Genomic DNA, 16,774 nt, shown 5'->3' with positions numbered 1-16,774 from the left:
GTCCAATCGGGCCGTCCAATCGGGCCGTCCAATCGGCCCGTCCGGCTGCCCGCTCCCACCGGTCTCTCAGCCCGGCCTCCCAACCGACCCCGGTTCCAGGCCACTTCGCGGGCCGCTCTCCCGGCCCGGCCCCGGCAAGAAGCGCCTGCACACACCCCCCGCACCCCGCCCGTCCCAGGGCTTACGGAACTGACCCAATCAGGCATGGTGAAACGTGAGATGGGTCACGGCGTGCACGAGCACTCCCGCCCGTCTCCTAGGGTTGCTGCCCAGTGACTTCTTCCTTCCCGGCCCTCAGCAACCCTCTGTCCGCATCAGGCCTCCCACACCCGGGAGCCCCGGGCACGGCTTTCTGGCGCACGGTGCTCGCGCTGGTGGTGGTGCTGGTCCTGCTGGCGACGACGGGATGGACCGCGATCCGCGAGAACGACGCGGCCCCCGGCCCGTACGCCGCCGCCCTGCTCGCCTGGGAGAAGGGGTCCGTCGCGGGCCGGCAGCTGCCCTCCCCGGACGACGAGCCCGGTGCCGTCGCCCGGTTCTTCCGCTCGCTCGACCCCGGCCAGCAGCAGCGGCTGGCCGAGCGCCATCCGCTCGTCGTGGGAAATCTGGGCGGTGCTCCCGTCAAGCTGCGCTACAGCGCCAACCACAAGGCGCTCACCGAGGCCCGGGACTTGGAGCGTGCACGCATGCACGACCAGCGGCTGACCGACGAGGGGCGGCAGAACGCGAGCAGCAGGATGCACCGCTTCGAATCGATGCTCGAACCGGGACGGCAGATCCTCGCCTTCGACCCGACGGGACGCGGCCGCGCCGCCGAGGCCTTCGGGGATCTGGACCGGGCGCAGCGGGTGTCGGTCGTCGTGCCCGGCGTGGACACCAACCTGCTGACGTTCGAGAAGTCCGACCGGCCCTACGCCGCACCCTCGGGCATGGCACGCGCACTGCAGGAGCGGCAGCGCACAGCGGCACCGCACACCTCCACGGCGACCATCGCCTGGGCCGACTACACCACGCCCACCGGCCTCGGCGTCGACGCCGCCTCCGGCAACCTCGCCGAGGACGGGGCGGAACGGCTGGAGAACTTCGTGCAGGGGCTGCACAGCCCGCACGTCGCCCTGTTCTGCCACAGCTACGGCTCGGTCGTCTGCGGGGAGGCCGCCGACGAATTGCCGGAGCGGGTCACCGACATCGCGGTCTCGGGAAGCCCGGGGATGCGCGTGGACCACGCCGACGACCTGGGCACCGGCGCCAACATCTGGGCGGTGCGCGACGAGGACGACTGGATCGCCGACGTACCGCACATGGAGGTCGGCGGCCTCGGCCACGGCGCCGACCCCGTCTCCCCCGGCTTCGGGGCGCGCAGGCTCTCCGCGAGCGGCGCGCTCGGGCACACCGGCTACTACGTGCCGGGCACGGGGAGCCTGGACAACTTCGCGGGGATCGCGACCGGTTCGTACAACACGGTCAGCTGTGCGGACAGCGACCCGGGCTGCATCGGCACACCCACGAGGACCCTGTAGCGAACGAGAGCCGCGGCCGGAGCCCGCGGCTCTCGGCCGCCCGGCGGCGCACGACCGGCGCCCGGCCCGGCGCACGACCGGCGCATAGGACCCCGTCGACGACGCCGCGCACGGCCCGGCACGGCCATACCCGTGCACGCATATGCCCGGCATGGACAGGCAATTACGCGCGTAGCGTCGAGGAGGGGGACGTGCGGGCTGCTCGCGCATACGATGGGCCGCATGGGTGACGTACTGGCTGGAATTCACTCCACCTGGGAGTTCGAAGCCGACTCCGTGCTCATCCGCTTCGAACGGGGGATCCGCACACCGAAGCTCTTCCACGTGCTCGGGGAGCGGCGCGTCCCGTACGAGGCGCTGAGCAGCGTCGAGCTCACGCCCGGTGGCAAGCGCGGCACCGTCGTGCTGCGCGCGGAGCCACGCACGGGCGCCGATCCGCTGCTGGAGGCCGCGGCCGGCCAGCTCAAGGACGGCTGTGATCCCTACCGGCTGGTCCTGCCCGCCGAGCGCGAGACGCTCGCCGACTACTACGCCACGGAGCTGCGCGCGGTCCTGGGCGCGGACGCCGACAAGCCCGCCGAGCACCACCTCGTCGCAGCCCCGGCGGCCCCGCACAGCTTCAAGGCCTACGACGGCAAGGCTTCCTTCGACGGCGGCACGGTCTACTTCCGCTGGTTCTGGACGGGCGCCTCGTCCAGCAAGTGGAAGGCCGGCGACCAGAGCTTCCCAGTGGACGAACTGGAGGGCGTCGAGTGGCGCTCCCCGGAGTTCGCCAGCGGCCATCTGCGCGTACTGCTACGCGGCGGCCGGCCGCCGGAGAACGACGAGCCGGACAAGGACCCCGCGTCCGTGGTCTTCGGCACCGGCTACGGGCTGGTGCACGAGTCACTGCCGTTCGCCGCGTCGGTGCTGGAGGCCCTGCGGGCCTCGGAGCCGGCAGCCGTGACCGGGTCCTCGGCCCAGTCCCGTCCGTCCCGCGCCCGGCACTCCGGCAGCCGCGCCGACCCGGCGGACATCGCGGAGCGCATACGGCACCTCGGGGAGCTGCACGAGGCGGGCCTCGTGACCGCCGAGGAGTTCGCGAAGAAGAAGGCCGACCTGCTCTCGGAACTCTGATCGCAGGGCGTGCGGCCGGCGACGGGATGGCCCAGGTGCCGGGACCGGCGGTGCCATGCCCTACTGCCGTAGGGGGTACGCCCGTCGCACCCGGTACCCACGTATGACGTGCGGCCCTCGGCCGCGCCATAGCCTGAATCCGCGATGAACGCCTCCACCTCCCCGGAGGCACCGGGAACGCCCGGTTCGCCGGGGGTCCCGCCCACCGAGCCGTCACGCGGACCGGCACAGCGGCAGACGACCTGGCCGCCGCCCGCGCAGACGCTGCTGCGCGGGCTGCACGGCATCTGGGCGGCGCTCACCACGCCCACGGGCTCCGGTACCCGTCCGCCCGCGCCGGGTTCCGGTCGGCGCGGACGGCGCTGGGCGTACGTACTGGTCTTCGGGCTCGTCGCACTGCTGATCCCGGTCACCTCCATCGTGCTTTCGGAGGACTACGGGCTGCCCGGCGCGATCGCGGTCTCGCTGGCCTTCGCGCAGGCCGGACCCCTGCTTCTCGCCGTCACGCGGCCGCTCCAGGCCTGGTGGATCGTGATCATCGCGGACACCGCAGGCTCGCTGCTGCTGCTCTTCACCCCGTCCGGGCAGCACTCGTGGCCGTGGCCGGCGACGGTGATCATCGGCTATCTGGTGCTGTGCCTGGCGCTCGCGCTGCGGGAGCGCCGCAGCACGCTCGTCGCCGTGTGGACGGTCACGCTCGTGCTCTCGCTCGGGCTCGGCTTCCTCGTGCAGGACCGCAGCGACGGTACGAACGTGCTGCTGACCGTCCTGAGCGGGGTCGTGCTGCTCGTCTTCGGCGCGGTTCGCGAACGTACGGACGCGCAGCGGCGGCTTGCCGAGCAGGAGACGATCAGCGAGGCGGAGCGCGCCCGTCGCACGCTGCTGGAAGAGCGGGCCCGTATCGCACGTGAACTGCACGACGTCGTCGCACACCACATGTCGGTGATCACCGTCCAGGCCGACAGCGCTCCGTACCGGCTGAGCGGCCTGCCGCACGAGGCGCGGGAGGAGTTCGGCGCCATCGCCGGGACCGCGCGCGAGTCCCTGTCGGAGATGCGGCGGCTGCTGGGCGTGCTGCGCAGCGAGGAAGCGGGCGGCGAACGTGCGCCGCAGCCGGGGCTCGACAGGCTCGGTCAGCTGGCGGATGCGACCGTACGGGCAGGCGTACCCACCGAACTCGCCGTGGAGGAAGGGCTGTCCGGGCTGCCGCAGGCGGTGCAGCTGTCGGTCTACCGGATCGTGCAGGAGGCCCTCGCCAATGTCGTACGGCATGCGCCCGGGGCGACCGCCCGCGTATCGGTGACCGCTGTGACCACTGCGGGCGGTGGTGCCGACGGTGACAGGGCCGCCGCCGCTGGTGGTGGCGGTGCCGGTGGTGACAGGGCCGCCGGCGGCCTGACCGTACTGATCGTCAACGGCCGCGCCCCCGGTCCCGCGGGCCCGCCGCTTGAGACCACCGGCACGGGACACGGCCTGGTGGGCATGCGCGAACGCGTCCGGCTCGTCGGCGGCACGCTCGACACCGGCCCGCTGCCCCACGGCGGCTTCCGCGTCGCCGCCCGCATCCCGCTGCACCACCCCAGCCCACCGGACGGGAAGGACCTCACACCCTCATGACCACCCGCGTGATCATCGTCGACGACCAGGCCATGGTGCGGGCCGGCTTCGCCGCCCTCCTCGCCGCGCAGTCCGACATCGACGTGGTGGGCGAGGCCGCGGACGGGGCGCAGGGCGTCGAACTGTGCGGACGTACGCACCCCGACGTGGTTCTCATGGACGTCCGCATGCCGGAGATGGACGGGCTGGAGGCAGCCAGAAAGCTGCTCGGAGCGGGTTCCGGTCCCGGTCCCGGTCCCGGTTGCGCGACGCGATCCGGTTCCGGAGCGGGTTCCGCGGCCGGAGCCGGGAGCGCCCACCGTCCCAAGGTCCTGATGCTGACCACCTTCGACGTCGACGACTACGTCTACGAGGCCCTGCGCGCCGGAGCCAGCGGCTTCCTGCTCAAGGACGCCCCGCCCGCCGACCTCATCGCCGCCGTGCACATCGTGGCGGAGGGCGAGGCGCTGCTCGCGCCTTCGGTCACCCGGCGCCTCATCGCCGACTTCGCACGGCAGCGGCCGGCACCGTCCGCATCGCGCGAGCTGCGGCTCAACGGCCTGACGGACCGTGAGACCGAGGTGCTGGAACTGCTCGCACGCGGCCGGTCCAACACCGAGATCGCCGACGCACTCGTCCTCGCCGAGCAGACGGTCAAGACGCACGTGAGCCGCATCTTCACCAAGCTCCAGCTGCGTGACCGCGCGCAGGCCGTGATCTTTGCCTACGAGTCTGGCCTGGTCTCGCCGGGCGAAGCCTGAGTCTCCGGGCGAAGCCCGATTCTTCCGGGCAAGAGCCCGACCCCCCCTGCGGAGACCGAATTCCCCTGCGAAGGCTGAGGCGAAAGCGAAGGCCGGAGCACATGCGCAGGGTCTGCCCGGGCGGCCGGCACCTGAGCACGACGGACGCGCCGCCGCCCTCCTCCCCGGGAAGGGCGTCCCGATACCCCGGTATCACCCCGGAGTTGGCTCCCTGGCGTGACGTGCGCCCGCACACCCGCGTCCGACTCTCCTCCCGACAGGCCGCCGGGCTCCCCGGCAGCCGCCGGAGGGAGTACGGGGATGAAACGCCGGCTGAAACGAGCTCTGACCGCCGCGGCACTCGCGGGAACCGTCGTCGCGGGCACCGCCGGGTGGGCCGCCGGGTCGACGCAGCAACCGGTCACCGGTCCGCCACCGGGCACCGCGTCCTGGCGTGCCGACGGCGAGACCCTCGGCCGCCCACTGCCCGATCCGGCCACGGCACGGCCGGAGCGGATCGGCTCCTTCTTCGAGGGCCTCGGCCACCGGCAGCGGCAGGCCCTCGTGCAGCGGCATCCGCTCGTGGTCGGAAACCTCGACGGTGCGCCTGCGGCACTGCGCTACGCGGCCAACCGCCGTGCTCTGCGTGCCGAGGCGACACGCCAGCGGGACCGCGCCGGCGCCCCGTCCCGCACACCGCAGGACCGCGCACGGGCCCGGGCGAAGGCAGCCCGTTACGCCGAACTCCTCACGCCCGGACGGCACTTCCTCGCCTTCGACCCGCGCGGCCGCGGCCAGATCGCCGAGGTCTACGGCGACCTCGCCGCCGCCGAGCGCACAGCCGTGGTCGTGCCGGGCTCCGACATCGACCTGACCAACTTCGACCGCGACGGCCCGAACAGATACGGAACTCCCGCCGGCATGGCCGCATCCCTGCGGGCCCGCATGGCGTCCGCGGCACCCGGTACGCGTACGGCCGTGATCGCCTGGTCCGGCTACACGACCCCGGTCGGGCTGGGACCCGACGCGGCGACCACCCGGCTGGCCGCTGCGGGCGCGCCCCGGCTGGAGCGCTTTCTGCGGGGGCTCGCTCGTACCGGTGCGCCCGCGCCCGCGGTGCTGTGCCACAGCTATGGCTCCGTGGTCTGCGGCAGGGCGGCCGACGGGCTGACCAGGCGCGAGGCCTCCGACCTGATCGTCTTCGGCTCGCCCGGGATGCACGCGGGCTCGGTCCGCGAACTCGGCACGTCCGTAGGGGTCTGGGCCGCCCGCGACGCCGGTGACTGGATCGGCAGGGTGCCGAACGTGGAACTCCTCGGCGTCGGGCACGGCACGGACCCGGTCTCGGAGGGCTTCGGCGCGCGCGTCGTCTCATCGGCCCGCGCCGACGGCCACACCGGCTATCTCGCCCCGGGCACCGATTCGCTCGCCAACTTCGCGGCGATCACGCTCGGTTCGTACGGGGCGGTGGAGTGCGCTCCGCAGTCACCGCCGCGAGCGGCGTCGCGGCCGGCGTCCCGCCCGTGCACCCGGGGGCTGATCTGAGGCCATGACGCCCGGCGAGGGGCGTCATGGCCTGATGGCGTCATGGCCTGATGCCTCATGGCGTCAGCCCGATACCGCGGACGCCGTCATTCCCGTCGCCGTCATTCCCGTCCGGCCGAGGTGAACGACATGTCCGCGTAGCGCGCCCCCGCCACCCGGCCCCCGATGGGCTCCAGCAACTCCAGCTCGTCCCGTGAGAGTTCGATCCGGGTCGCTGCCGTGTTCTCCTCCACCCTGGACCGTTTGCGGGTGCCGGGGATCGGCACCACGGTCAGGCCGTCCCGCAGCCGCGCCTGCTGCTGCACCCACGCCAGCGCGATCTGCCCCGGCGTCGCCCCGTGCGCCGCGGCGACCTGCCTGACCGGTTCCAGCAGCGCGGCGTTGGCCGCGGCGTTGTCGCCGGTGAACCGGGGCTGCTGACGGCGGAAGTCGTCGCTGGTGAGCTCCTTCTCGGCATCGGCGAAGGCACCTGTGAGGAATCCTCGTCCGAGCGGCGAGTACGGCACGACGGCGACCCCCAGCTCGCCGGCCGCCTCCACCACGCTGTCCTCGATGTCGCGGCTGAAGAGCGACCACTCGGACTGCAGCGCCGCGATGGGGTGCACCGCCTGCGCCGCCCGCAGTTCCCGGGCCGTCACCTCACTGAGTCCCAGATGCCTGACCTTGCCCTCCCGCACCAGCTCGGCCATGGCGCCGACGGACTCCTCGACGGGAACCTCCACATCGCGCCGGTGCATGTAATAGAGGTCGATCTCGTCGACGCCGAGCCTGCGAAGACTGTCCTCGACGCACTGGCGCACATACGGCGGGTCGTTGCGGATGGTGCGCTTGGTGGGATCGGACGGGTCGAGGCTGATGGCGAACTTGGTGGCCAGGGTGATCTCGTCGCGGTGCGCCCTGACGAACGGCGAGATGAACTTCTCGTTCTCCCCCGCGCCGTACATGTCCGCGGTGTCGTAGAGCGTGACGCCCAGTTCCAGGGCGCGCTCCAGCGTCGCCCGTGCCTCGTCGGCGTCGGTGGGCCCGTAGGCGAAGCTCATCCCCATGCAGCCCAGGCCCTGCACGCCCACCTCCGGGCCGTCCGCGCCGAGCCTCGCCGTGCTGATCTTCATGCCGTTCTCAGTGGAGCTCATGCTTTCCTCTCAGGTCTCTCAGGTCTCTCGGGTCCCTCGGGTCCCTCGGGTCCCTCGGACCGGCCCGGCGTCTCAGGCCGATTCCGGCACCTTGTACGCCGCGTAGATGTCGATCTTGTAGTTGAGCACCGCGAGCGTCTCCTGCAGCTCGGCGACGCGGCGCAGCACGTCCTCCCGCGTGGCCACCAGCAGTTCGTGCCGCTCAGGGCAGGTGTGGTCACCGGCGCGTACGAGTTCGGCGTACCGCACCATGTCCGCCACCGGCATGCCGGTCAGCCGCAGCTTGGCGACCAGATCCAGCCAGTCCAGATCCCGGTTCGTGAAGCGCCGCTGCCCCGTGTGCGACCTGTCCACATGTGGCATGAGTCCGATCCGCTCGTACCAGCGCAGCGTGTGCGCGCTCAGCCCGCAGATCGAGGCGACCTCGCTGATCGTGTACCGGTCCTGGCCTTCGGGCCTGGGGCGCGGCAGCCCGCGGGCCGCGCACGCATCCGGTTCGACTGCTTCGTCCGCTGTCTCCGTATCCGTCTCCGTCACGGTCATAAGTGAACGCTACGGACCTTGAGCGCACTCCAAGCAAGCGCAAAATCCGGGCCAATTCGCGTCGCGTTACGCTCGGCCTCATGAACAGCCTGCGGATGATCGACAATTGGCCCGTTCCGAGTGCTGCCGCCGCCGTCATCTCACGAACGGACGGCGCGGAGGCCGCACCCGGCGCCGGCACCCCCACCGTCACCGCCAAAGTCACCGCCACCCACGGCAGCACCGGCCGGCGTTTCGCACTCGCGTCCGTGACCAAGCCCCTCACCGCCTACGCCGCGCTCATCGCCGTCGAGGAGGGCGCGGTGGAGCTGGACGAACCCGCCGGGCCCGAGGGTTCGACGGTCCGCCACCTTCTCGCGCACACCTCCGGGCTGGCGTTCGACGAGGACCGTCCGACGGCCGAGCCGGGCACGCGCCGCCTGTACTCCAACGCCGGCTTCGAGGCGCTCGGCGACCACATCGCGAAGGTCACCGAGATCCCGTTTCCGCAGTATCTGCACGAGGCGGTCCTCCAGCCGCTCGGCATGACGTCCACGGATCTTCCCGGCTCCCCCGCCAAGGACGGCGTCTCCACCGCCGACGACCTCGCCTCCTTCGCCGCCGAGCTCCTCGCGCCGCGCCTGCTGAGCCGTGCCACCCTCGACGAAGCGACCACGGTGGCCTTCCCCGGGCTCAAGGGCATACTTCCGGGCTACGGGAACCAGTCGCCGAACGACTGGGGTCTCGGCTTCGAGATCAGGGACGGCAAGTCACCGCACTGGACGGGCAGTTCGTCCTCGCCCCGTACCTTCGGCCACTTCGGGCAGTCGGGCACCTTCCTGTGGGCCGACCCGGAGGCGGGCGCCGCCTGCGTCGCCCTCACCGACCGGGACTTCGGGCAGTGGGCGATCGAGGCGTGGCCCCCGTTCACGGACGCGGTGCTCGCCGATTTGCGCGACGGGTGACGCTCAGCGGTGCACGACGAAGGGATGACAGATTTCAGAATCTGTCATCCCGACATTGTCCGCTGACATCCCACGACCACCCCCCGCCTGCCTCAGCCGCAACCGGCTCCGCCGCCGCTACCCGGCTGAGCCGCCTTGGCGCAGCCGGCTCCGCCGCCGCCGGGCCCGCCGCGTCCCCGGGCTCAGCCGCCGTACCCCGGCTCCGCGTGCATCTCCCACATCAGCAGCTCCACCGGGCCGCCGGCCCCGCGTGCCTCCAGGTCACGGGCGTCGCTGATGCGGGCGGCGTCACCAGCGGCAAGCCTCTCGCCGCTCTCCCCCGGCGCCGGCCCGATCTCCGCCTCGCCCCGCACCACATGCACATACACCCACGCCGCGTCCGGCACCGCCGTACGCTCGCCCTCCGCGAGCCGCCGCACATGCATCACCGCCTCCGTGCGCGGTACGGCGAAGGGGGTGCCGTCGGCGATGCCGTGCACCACCTCGTACTCCGGCTCGTATCCCGCCGGGCCTCCCGGCTCGTCCCGCGGCGGGTCCACAGGCGCGTACCCACCGTCGCCGCTCCCGCTCTCACCGCGCTCGCCGCCCGCGCCGCCCGCGCCCGAACCCGTGCCGTGGGAGCCGGGAACCAGCCACATCTGCACGAAGCACAACGGACCCGTCCCCGCGTTGCGTTCGACGTGCCGCACGCCTCGCCCCGCACCCATCCGCTGCACGTCGCCCGCGCGTACACGCGAGGTCCGGCCCGTCGAGTCGATGTGCTCCAGCTCCCCCTCGACCACCCAGGTCACGATCTCCACGTCCCGGTGCGGGTGTTCGGGGAACCCCGCCCCCGGTGCGAGGCGCTCCTCGTTGCAGGCCACGAGCTGCCCGAAGCCGACGTTCTCCGGGTCGTAGAACCCCGAGAACGAGAAGGCGTGCCGGGTGTCGATCCCGGCCGCCTCGTCCCCGCCCCGATACCGCCCGTACCCCCGCCACACCTGAAGCATGAGCCCACGGTAATCCGCTCACCGGCACCGCGGCATCGCCCCCCGGCCCCCTGCGCGCACCCCCATGAGGCAGGCTTGGCACGTGCCCGAATCCACAGATCCTTCCGCGAACCCACCACCGGACGAGCGCCCCGAGTACGCCGAACACCCGCACGGCGCGACCCTGCGGCGCCTGGAGCAGTCCTCAGGCAAACTCGCCGCGGCGGCCATCACGCGCATGGACGAGCAGCTCCCGTGGTACCGGGCGATGCCTCCGGAGAACCGCTCCTGGATCGGGCTCGTCGCCCAGGCAGGCATCGCGGCCTTCACCGAGTGGTTCCGGCACCCCGAGACGCCGCAGGCCATCAGCACGGACGTGTTCGGCACGGCGCCGCGCGAACTGACCCGGGCCATCACGCTGCGCCAGACCGTGGAGCTCGTACGCACCACGATCGAGGTCGTCGAGGCGGCGATCGACGAAGTCGCCGCTCCCGGTGACGAGTCGGTGCTGCGCGAAGCGCTCCTGGTCTACGCACGCGAGATCGCCTTCGCCACCGCCCAGGTCTACGCCCAGGCCGCCGAGGCCCGCGGAGCGTGGGACGCGCGGCTGGAGTCGCTCGTGGTCAACGCCGTCCTCTCCGGCGAGGCCGACGAGGGCGCCGTCTCGCGCGCCGCGGCCCTCGGCTGGAACGCCCCGGAGCACGTGTGCGTCGTCCTCGGTACGGCGCCGGACGGGGACAGCGAACTGACGGTCGAGGCCATACGGCGGGCCGCCCGGCACGCCAAGCTCCAGGTGCTCACGGGCGTGCTCGGCAGCCGTCTCGTCGTCGTCGCCGGCGGCAGCGACGATCCGCTGCGCGCCGCGAAGTCGCTGATCGGGCCCTTCGCACCGGGTCCCGTCGTGGCCGGCCCCATCGTCGGCGACCTCCTCTCGGCGACCGGCTCCGCGCAGGCCGCCGCCGCCGGGCTGCGGGCGTGCGCGGCCTGGCAGGACGCCCCCCGCCCGGTGCTCGCCGACGATCTGCTGCCGGAGCGCGCGATGGCCGGCGACCCCGCCGCGCGGGACCTTCTGGTGGAGGAGATCTACAGACCGCTGGAGGAGGCGGGCTCGGCTCTGCTGGAGACGCTGAGCGTCTATCTGGAACAGGCGAGCAGTCTCGAGGGCGCGGCACGGATGTTGTTCGTACACCCCAACACCGTGCGCTACCGGCTGCGACGTGTGACGGACGTCACCGGCTGGTCGCCCTCCGATGTCCGGTCGGCCTTCACGCTGCGTATCGCGCTGATTCTGGGGCGTCTCAGCGACTTCGGGAACCAGGCGCAGGCCTGACCGAGCTTCTTTGTCGGGGCTCGACAATTTGCCCCCCGGTTCTTCGTACCGCTCCGTACCGGCGCGGAAGGTACCTGACAAGAGAGAGTGAAAGAGTGCTCGTACTCGTAGCTCCCGGCCAAGGCGCGCAGAAGCCTGGCCTCCTGACTCCCTGGCTCGAACTCCCCGGCGTCGCCGAAAGGCTCGCGGAGTGGTCGGCCGCCATCGGCATGGACCTCGTGCGTTACGGCACCGAGGCCGACGCGGAAGAGATCCGCGACACCGCCGTGGCGCAGCCGCTCCTCGCCGCCGCGAGCCTCGTCTCGACGGACGCCCTGCTGGAGGGCAGGGACGTGACCGACGTGGCCGGTGCCGTGGCCGGACACAGCGTGGGTGAGCTGGCCGCGGCCGCTACGGCGGGCGTCCTCTCGCCCGCCGACACCATGACGCTCGTACGGGCACGCGGACGCGCGATGGCCGAGGCCGCCAAGGTGACGGACACCGGCATGGCCGCGGTGGTCGGCGGTGAACCCGAGGCGGTCGTCGCCCACTTGGAGAAGCTCGGCCTGACGGCGGCCAACATCAACGGCGGCGGCCAGATCGTCGCCGCGGGCACCGCGGAGCAGCTCACCGAGCTCGCGGAGGACAAGCCCGACAAGGCGCGGGTCATCCCGCTGAAGGTCGCCGGCGCCTTCCACACCCACCACATGGCACCGGCCGTGGACGCCCTCGCCGCCGCCGTCGAGGGAGCGCAGGTGAACGACCCGGTGCTTCCGTACGTCTCCAACCTGGACGGAGCGGCCGTCGACGACGGCCGGCAGGTCGTGCAGCGCCTGGTCAACCAGATCTCCGCGTCCGTGCGGTGGGACCTGTGCTCCGAGACCTTCCAGAAGATGGGCGCCACGGCGCTCATCGAGGTCTGTCCGGGCGGCACCCTCACCGGCCTGGCCAAGCGCGGCCTTCCCGGCGTACGCACCCTGGCACTGAAAACCCCCGATGATCTCGACGCGGCGCGCGAGCTGATCGCCGAGCACACGCAGACCGCCTGAGCCTCAAGGAGCTCGAGAGCATGACCGCGAAGATCAAGCCCGCCAAGGGTTCCCCGTACTCACGCATCCTCGGTGTGGGCGGCTACCGCCCGACCCGGGTCGTGCCGAACGACGAGATCCTCAAGCACATCGACTCCTCCGACGAGTGGATCCGCTCGCGCTCGGGCATCGCCGGCCGCCACTGGGCCGGTCCCGACGAGACCGTCGCCGAGATGACGCTGGAGGCGGCGGGCAAGGCCGTCGCCGACGCCGGCATCCAGCCGCAGCAGGTGGGCGCCGTGATCATCTCGACTGTCTCGCACTTCAAGCAGACCCCGGCGATCGCCACCGAGATCGCCGACCGCATGGGCGCGGGCAAGGCCGCCGCCTTCGACATCAACGCGGGCTGCGCCGGCTTCGGTTACGGGCTCACGCTCGCCAAGGGCCTGATCGCCGACGGCAGCGCCGAGTACGTGCTCGTCGTCGGCGCCGAACGGCTCTCGGACCTGACCGACCTGACGGACCGTTCCACCGCTTTCCTCTTCGGGGACGGCGCGGGCGCCGTCATCGTCGGCCCGGCCGCCGAGCCAGGCATCGGCCCGAGCATCTGGGGCTCGGAGGGCGACAAGGCGGACGTCATCAGCCAGACCGTCGCCTGGGACGCCTACCGGGAGGGCGGGGTCGAGAAGTTCCCCGCCATCCGCCAGGAGGGCCAGGCGGTCTTCCGCTGGGCCGTCTACGAGATGGCGAAGGTGGCCCAGCAGGCCCTCGACGCCGCCGGGATCACCCCGGAGGAATTGGACGTCTTCATCCCGCACCAGGCCAACATGCGGATCATCGATTCGATGGTGAAGACCCTCAAACTGCCGGAGCACGTCACGGTCGCCCGCGACGTCGAGACGACCGGCAACACTTCGGCCGCCTCCATTCCGCTCGCGATGGAGCGGCTGCTGGCGACCGGACAGGCGAAGAGCGGTGACACCGCCCTCGTCATCGGCTTCGGGGCGGGCCTCGCCTACGCGGCGACGGTGGTTACCCTCCCCTAGGCAAGATCCACACAGCCCGTACAGCGCCGTACGGCAATGTGTGGCGACCTCGCAGAACACAACTCGCAACTACGCAGAAGACCGAAGGAGCGCCGAGATGGCCGCCACGCAGGAAGAGATCGTCGCAGGTCTCGCAGAGATCGTGAACGAGATCGCCGGCATTCCCACCGAGGACGTCCAGCCGGACAAGTCCTTCACCGACGACCTGGACGTCGACTCGCTGTCCATGGTCGAGGTCGTCGTCGCCGCCGAGGAGCGCTTCAGCGTCAAGATCCCGGACGACGACGTGAAGAACCTCAAGACGGTGGGCGATGCCACCGAGTACATCCTCAAGCACCAGAGCTGAGACGACGCCCACGCGTTCGTCGCCATCCACCGCGTCCCCGGGGACCCGTACCGGGGCGCGGGAGTGCCGCGACCGGCGAGGTTTGCCCGACCGGGTAAACGTCGCCGAGAGGGGCACTGGGTGGTCCGCACGGCTCCCCCTCAACCAGTGGAGACATGAATCCAGTGAGTACGACCCAACACTCCGTGGTCGTCACCGGTATCGGCGCAACCACACCGCTGGGTGGCGACAGCGCATCGACCTGGGAGGGTCTCGTCGCCGGACGTTCCGGCGTCGCCCTCCTCAGCCAGGACTGGGCGGCGGAGCTGCCGGTCCGTATCGCCGCCGAGATCGCGGTGGAGCCCACGGAGATCATTCCGCGTCCGCAGGCACGCAAGCTGGACCGCTCGGCGCAGTTCGCGCTGATCGCGACCCGCGAGGCGTGGGCGGACGCGGGCTTCACCGCCAAGGCCGGTGAGGACGCCAGCGTCTCGCCGGACCGGCTCGGTGCGGTCGTCGCCTCCGGCATCGGTGGTGTCACCACGCTGCTCGGGCAGTACGACATCCTGCGGGAGAAGGGCGCCCGCCGCGTCTCCCCGCACACGGTGCCGATGCTGATGCCGAACAGCCCGAGCGCGAACGTCGGTCTGGAGGTCAACGCGCGCGCCGGTGTGCACACTCCGGTCAGCGCCTGCGCCTCCGGTTCCGAGGCGATCGGCTACGCGGTGGAGATGATCCGTACGGGCCGTGCGGACGTCGTCGTCGCCGGCGGCACCGAGGCAGCCATACACCCCCTCCCCATCGCCGCGTTCGGCAACATGATGGCGATGTCGAAGGACAACGACGACCCCGAGGGCGCCTCGCGCCCCTACGACGCCGACCGCAACGGCTTCGTCATGGGCGAGGGGGCGGGCGTCATCGTGCTGGAATCCGCCGAGCACGCCAAGAGGCGCGGCGCGCGGATCTACGCGGAGGCCATCGGCCAGGGCATCTCGGCCGACAGCCACCACATCACCCAGCCCGAGCCCAGCGGCAACGGCATCGCGCTCGCGCTGCAGAACCTCATCGAGCAGACCGACCTCAAGCCCGCCGAGGTCATGCACATCAACGCGCACGCGACCTCGACGCCGCTCGGTGACATCGCGGAACTGAAGGCGCTGCGCAAGGTCTTCGGCGACGACACCGACCACATGGCCATCTCCGGCACGAAATCGATGACGGGCCATCTGCTGGGCGGTGCCGGGGGCATCGAGACGGTCGCATCCATCCTCGCCCTGCACCACCGCACGGCCCCGCCGACGATCAACCTCGACAACCTGGACCCGGAGGCGGACGCCGACATCGTCGGCCGCGAGGCCCGTCCCCTGCCCGAAGGCACGATCGCCGCGCTGAACAACTCCTTCGGCTTCGGCGGACACAACGTCGTACTGGCCTTCCGTACGGTCTGATCCCGCACGCGGCACACGACGTCGCACATGCGTGAGGGGCGGCTCCCTGCGAGCCGCCCCTCACGCATGTCCTGCTTTCAGCCGCCCTTCCGCGGCGTCTGCGTGCCCTCGGGGAAGCTCGCGAAGTACGAGGCCGCCATGTCCTCGCCGCCGTGCCCGAGTTCGGCGGCCCGCCGGAAGCGCTCCGCTCCCGCGGCGGCCACGTCCAGGCGCACACCCCCCTCCTCTGCGGCGGCGACGATGAGCCGGGCGTCCTTCTCAGCGGTGGCGACGGCGAAGCTCGGCGTGAAATCCCCCGAACGGATCACGTCCGCCTTGATCCGCAGATAGCCCATGTCGAGGGCACCGCCTTCGACGGCGTCGAGGAAGCCCTGCGGGTCGACGCCCAGACCGTCGGCGAGGGCCAACGCCTCCGCCGTCCCGTGAGTGACGGCGAGGACCCAGGAGTTGCAGACCAGTTTGAGGCGGGTGGCCGCGCCCGCCTCCTCGCCGACCCAGACCGTACGGGAGCCGATCGCGTCCAGCACGGGCTCGATCCCCGGCCGCGTCCCGGAGGGCCCGGCCGCCAGTACGAGCAGCTGTCCGGCCTCCGCGGACTGCCGTGTGCCGAGCACGGGTGCGTCGACGAAGGTCAGGCCGTACTCGCGGGCGATTCCGGCCAGCGGCGGCATCCCGTCGAGCCCTGCGGTCGTGCACTGCAGCCACACCGTGCCGGAACGCAGGCCCGGGGCCGCGGCACGTACGGTCTCGGCCGTGGCGGGCCCGTCGTACAGCATCGTCAGCACGACACCGGCGCCCTCCACCGCGTCGCGAGGGCTGTCGGCCACGCGGGCACCGGCTTCGGCGAGGGGCTCCGCCTTGGCTCTGGTGCGGTTCCACACGCGCACGTCGAGGCCGGCGCCGCAGAGGTTACGGGCCATCGGGGCACCCATGATCCCGGTGCCGAGGACAGCCACTGAAAGCAGATCGGACATGGGGGCAGGCTAAGGCCAGAACCGGGTGGTTCAGACGACCTGATGGAGCCACCGCACGGGGGCTCCCTCGCCCGCGTAGCGGAAGGGCTCCAGCTCGTCGTCCCAGGGCTTGCCGAGCAACTTCGAGATCTCCGCCTCGAGTTCGCTCTCACCGCGCGAGGCACGGCCCACCGCGGCGCGCAGCCGGTCCTCCGGGATGAGGATGTCTCCGTGCATCCCGGTGACGGCGTGGAAGATCCCCAGTTCGGGAGTGGAGCTGTAGCGCTCGCCCTCGGCGACGGCACAGGGCTCGGCGGTGACCTCGAAGCGCAGCAGGTGCCAGCCGCGCAGCGCGGATGCGAGCTTGGAGGCGGTGCCCGGGTCGCCCTGCCAGGAGAACTCCGCACGCCAGGTGCCCGGGGAGGCCGGCTGTCTGATCCAGTCGAGACTGACGCGGGCGCCGAGCACACCGGCCACAGCCCACTCGACGTGCGGGCACAGCGCGCGGGGCGCGGAGTGCACGTACAGAACTCCACGTGTCGTCACCGGGACCTCCAGTG

Annotated in this window: 16 protein-coding genes; 11 read left to right on the top strand and 5 right to left on the bottom strand. The window is 71.8% G+C overall.

Translation table 11 applies throughout. The annotated features are described in order from the left end of the window. Positions 1-305: 305 nt before the first annotated feature. The 5 genes from ACSMXX_RS23725 (at position 306) to ACSMXX_RS23705 (ending at position 6,517) form a co-directional block, all read left to right on the top strand. Positions 306-1,520 (top strand): alpha/beta hydrolase, encoded by a 1,215-nt coding sequence (locus ACSMXX_RS23725; RefSeq protein WP_473184930.1) that lies wholly within the window; start codon positions 306-308, stop codon positions 1,518-1,520. 222 nt (positions 1,521-1,742) lie between these two features. Beyond that, positions 1,743-2,636 carry a DUF4429 domain-containing protein gene (locus tag ACSMXX_RS23720; RefSeq protein ID WP_473180714.1) on the top strand — a complete coding sequence of 298 codons (894 nt, stop codon included), beginning with the start codon at positions 1,743-1,745 and terminating at the stop codon, positions 2,634-2,636. A 144-nt stretch (positions 2,637-2,780) separates the two neighbouring features. Next, on the top strand, positions 2,781-4,253 hold the full coding sequence (locus tag ACSMXX_RS23715; protein ID WP_473180713.1) for a sensor histidine kinase: 1,473 nt from the start codon (positions 2,781-2,783) through the stop codon (positions 4,251-4,253). After that, entirely contained in the window at positions 4,250-4,993 is a 744-nt protein-coding gene (locus tag ACSMXX_RS23710; RefSeq protein ID WP_473180712.1) for a response regulator, read from the top strand. Before ACSMXX_RS23715 ends, ACSMXX_RS23710 begins: the two co-directional genes overlap by 4 nt. A gap of 300 nt (positions 4,994-5,293) precedes the next feature. Beyond that, positions 5,294-6,517 carry an alpha/beta hydrolase gene (locus tag ACSMXX_RS23705; RefSeq protein WP_473180711.1) on the top strand — a complete coding sequence of 408 codons (1,224 nt, stop codon included), beginning with the start codon at positions 5,294-5,296 and terminating at the stop codon, positions 6,515-6,517. 101 nt (positions 6,518-6,618) lie between these two features. Here the strand turns inward: ACSMXX_RS23705 and ACSMXX_RS23700 are convergent, their stop codons facing one another. Next, positions 6,619-7,650 (bottom strand): aldo/keto reductase, encoded by a 1,032-nt coding sequence (locus ACSMXX_RS23700; RefSeq protein WP_473180710.1) that lies wholly within the window; start codon positions 7,648-7,650, stop codon positions 6,619-6,621. Positions 7,651-7,722: 72 nt separating this feature from the next. Next, on the bottom strand, positions 7,723-8,193 hold the full coding sequence (locus ACSMXX_RS23695) for a MerR family transcriptional regulator (protein ID WP_473180709.1): 471 nt from the start codon (positions 8,191-8,193) through the stop codon (positions 7,723-7,725). 80 nt (positions 8,194-8,273) lie between these two features. On the opposite strand from ACSMXX_RS23695, the gene ACSMXX_RS23690 reads away from it, so the two are divergent. After that, a complete protein-coding gene (locus ACSMXX_RS23690; protein WP_473180708.1) occupies positions 8,274-9,137 on the top strand; it encodes a serine hydrolase domain-containing protein in 864 nt (287 codons plus the stop codon). Positions 9,138-9,319: 182 nt separating this feature from the next. On the opposite strand, the gene ACSMXX_RS23685 is transcribed toward ACSMXX_RS23690, so the two are convergent. Next, on the bottom strand, positions 9,320-10,126 hold the full coding sequence (locus tag ACSMXX_RS23685) for a pirin family protein (protein ID WP_473180707.1): 807 nt from the start codon (positions 10,124-10,126) through the stop codon (positions 9,320-9,322). Positions 10,127-10,208: 82 nt separating this feature from the next. Between ACSMXX_RS23685 and ACSMXX_RS23680 the strand changes: the two genes are divergently transcribed. From ACSMXX_RS23680 to fabF, 5 genes are all read left to right on the top strand, one after another. Continuing rightward, the gene (locus ACSMXX_RS23680; RefSeq protein ID WP_473180706.1) at positions 10,209-11,435 is read left to right on the top strand and encodes a PucR family transcriptional regulator; all 1,227 of its coding nucleotides are present in this window, start codon (positions 10,209-10,211) and stop codon (positions 11,433-11,435) included. A 95-nt stretch (positions 11,436-11,530) separates the two neighbouring features. Continuing rightward, the gene (locus ACSMXX_RS23675; protein WP_473180705.1) at positions 11,531-12,463 is read left to right on the top strand and encodes an ACP S-malonyltransferase; all 933 of its coding nucleotides are present in this window, start codon (positions 11,531-11,533) and stop codon (positions 12,461-12,463) included. Positions 12,464-12,483: 20 nt separating this feature from the next. Further along, positions 12,484-13,488 (top strand): beta-ketoacyl-ACP synthase 3, encoded by a 1,005-nt coding sequence (locus ACSMXX_RS23670; protein WP_473180704.1) that lies wholly within the window; start codon positions 12,484-12,486, stop codon positions 13,486-13,488. Positions 13,489-13,585: 97 nt separating this feature from the next. Further along, positions 13,586-13,834 carry an acyl carrier protein gene (locus ACSMXX_RS23665; RefSeq protein WP_028434988.1) on the top strand — a complete coding sequence of 83 codons (249 nt, stop codon included), beginning with the start codon at positions 13,586-13,588 and terminating at the stop codon, positions 13,832-13,834. Positions 13,835-13,989: 155 nt separating this feature from the next. Further along, on the top strand, positions 13,990-15,261 hold the full coding sequence (fabF, locus tag ACSMXX_RS23660; RefSeq protein ID WP_473180703.1) for a beta-ketoacyl-ACP synthase II: 1,272 nt from the start codon (positions 13,990-13,992) through the stop codon (positions 15,259-15,261). Positions 15,262-15,338: 77 nt separating this feature from the next. Here the strand turns inward: fabF and ACSMXX_RS23655 are convergent, their stop codons facing one another. Both ACSMXX_RS23655 and ACSMXX_RS23650 read right to left on the bottom strand, forming a co-directional pair. After that, positions 15,339-16,235 (bottom strand): NAD(P)-dependent oxidoreductase, encoded by an 897-nt coding sequence (locus tag ACSMXX_RS23655; RefSeq protein ID WP_473180702.1) that lies wholly within the window; start codon positions 16,233-16,235, stop codon positions 15,339-15,341. Positions 16,236-16,265: 30 nt separating this feature from the next. After that, complete coding sequence (locus tag ACSMXX_RS23650; RefSeq protein WP_070011712.1) at positions 16,266-16,760, bottom strand: DUF3145 domain-containing protein; 495 nt, start codon at positions 16,758-16,760, stop codon at positions 16,266-16,268. Positions 16,761-16,774 lie beyond the last annotated feature (14 nt).

The organism is Streptomyces sp. DSM 116795, from assembly GCF_055792905.1.
Note: the sequence above shows the minus strand (reverse complement) of the source record. Positions and strands in the feature narration are given on the sequence as shown.

Excerpts from the sequence above, each read along its gene's own strand:
- ACSMXX_RS23720 (WP_473180714.1), top strand. The coding sequence starts at position 1,743 with ATGGGTGACGTACTGGCTGGAATTCACTCCACCTGGGAGTTCGAAGCC.
- fabF (WP_473180703.1), top strand. The coding sequence starts at position 13,990 with ATGAATCCAGTGAGTACGACCCAACACTCCGTGGTCGTCACCGGTATC.
- ACSMXX_RS23670 (WP_473180704.1), top strand. The coding sequence starts at position 12,484 with ATGACCGCGAAGATCAAGCCCGCCAAGGGTTCCCCGTACTCACGCATC.
- ACSMXX_RS23690 (WP_473180708.1), top strand. The coding sequence starts at position 8,274 with ATGAACAGCCTGCGGATGATCGACAATTGGCCCGTTCCGAGTGCTGCC.
- ACSMXX_RS23685 (WP_473180707.1), bottom strand. The coding sequence starts at position 10,126 with ATGCTTCAGGTGTGGCGGGGGTACGGGCGGTATCGGGGCGGGGACGAG.
- ACSMXX_RS23655 (WP_473180702.1), bottom strand. The coding sequence starts at position 16,235 with ATGTCCGATCTGCTTTCAGTGGCTGTCCTCGGCACCGGGATCATGGGT.
- ACSMXX_RS23700 (WP_473180710.1), bottom strand. The coding sequence starts at position 7,650 with ATGAGCTCCACTGAGAACGGCATGAAGATCAGCACGGCGAGGCTCGGC.
- ACSMXX_RS23705 (WP_473180711.1), top strand. The coding sequence starts at position 5,294 with ATGAAACGCCGGCTGAAACGAGCTCTGACCGCCGCGGCACTCGCGGGA.
- ACSMXX_RS23695 (WP_473180709.1), bottom strand. The coding sequence starts at position 8,193 with ATGACCGTGACGGAGACGGATACGGAGACAGCGGACGAAGCAGTCGAA.
- ACSMXX_RS23715 (WP_473180713.1), top strand. The coding sequence starts at position 2,781 with ATGAACGCCTCCACCTCCCCGGAGGCACCGGGAACGCCCGGTTCGCCG.
- ACSMXX_RS23710 (WP_473180712.1), top strand. The coding sequence starts at position 4,250 with ATGACCACCCGCGTGATCATCGTCGACGACCAGGCCATGGTGCGGGCC.
- ACSMXX_RS23665 (WP_028434988.1), top strand. The coding sequence starts at position 13,586 with ATGGCCGCCACGCAGGAAGAGATCGTCGCAGGTCTCGCAGAGATCGTG.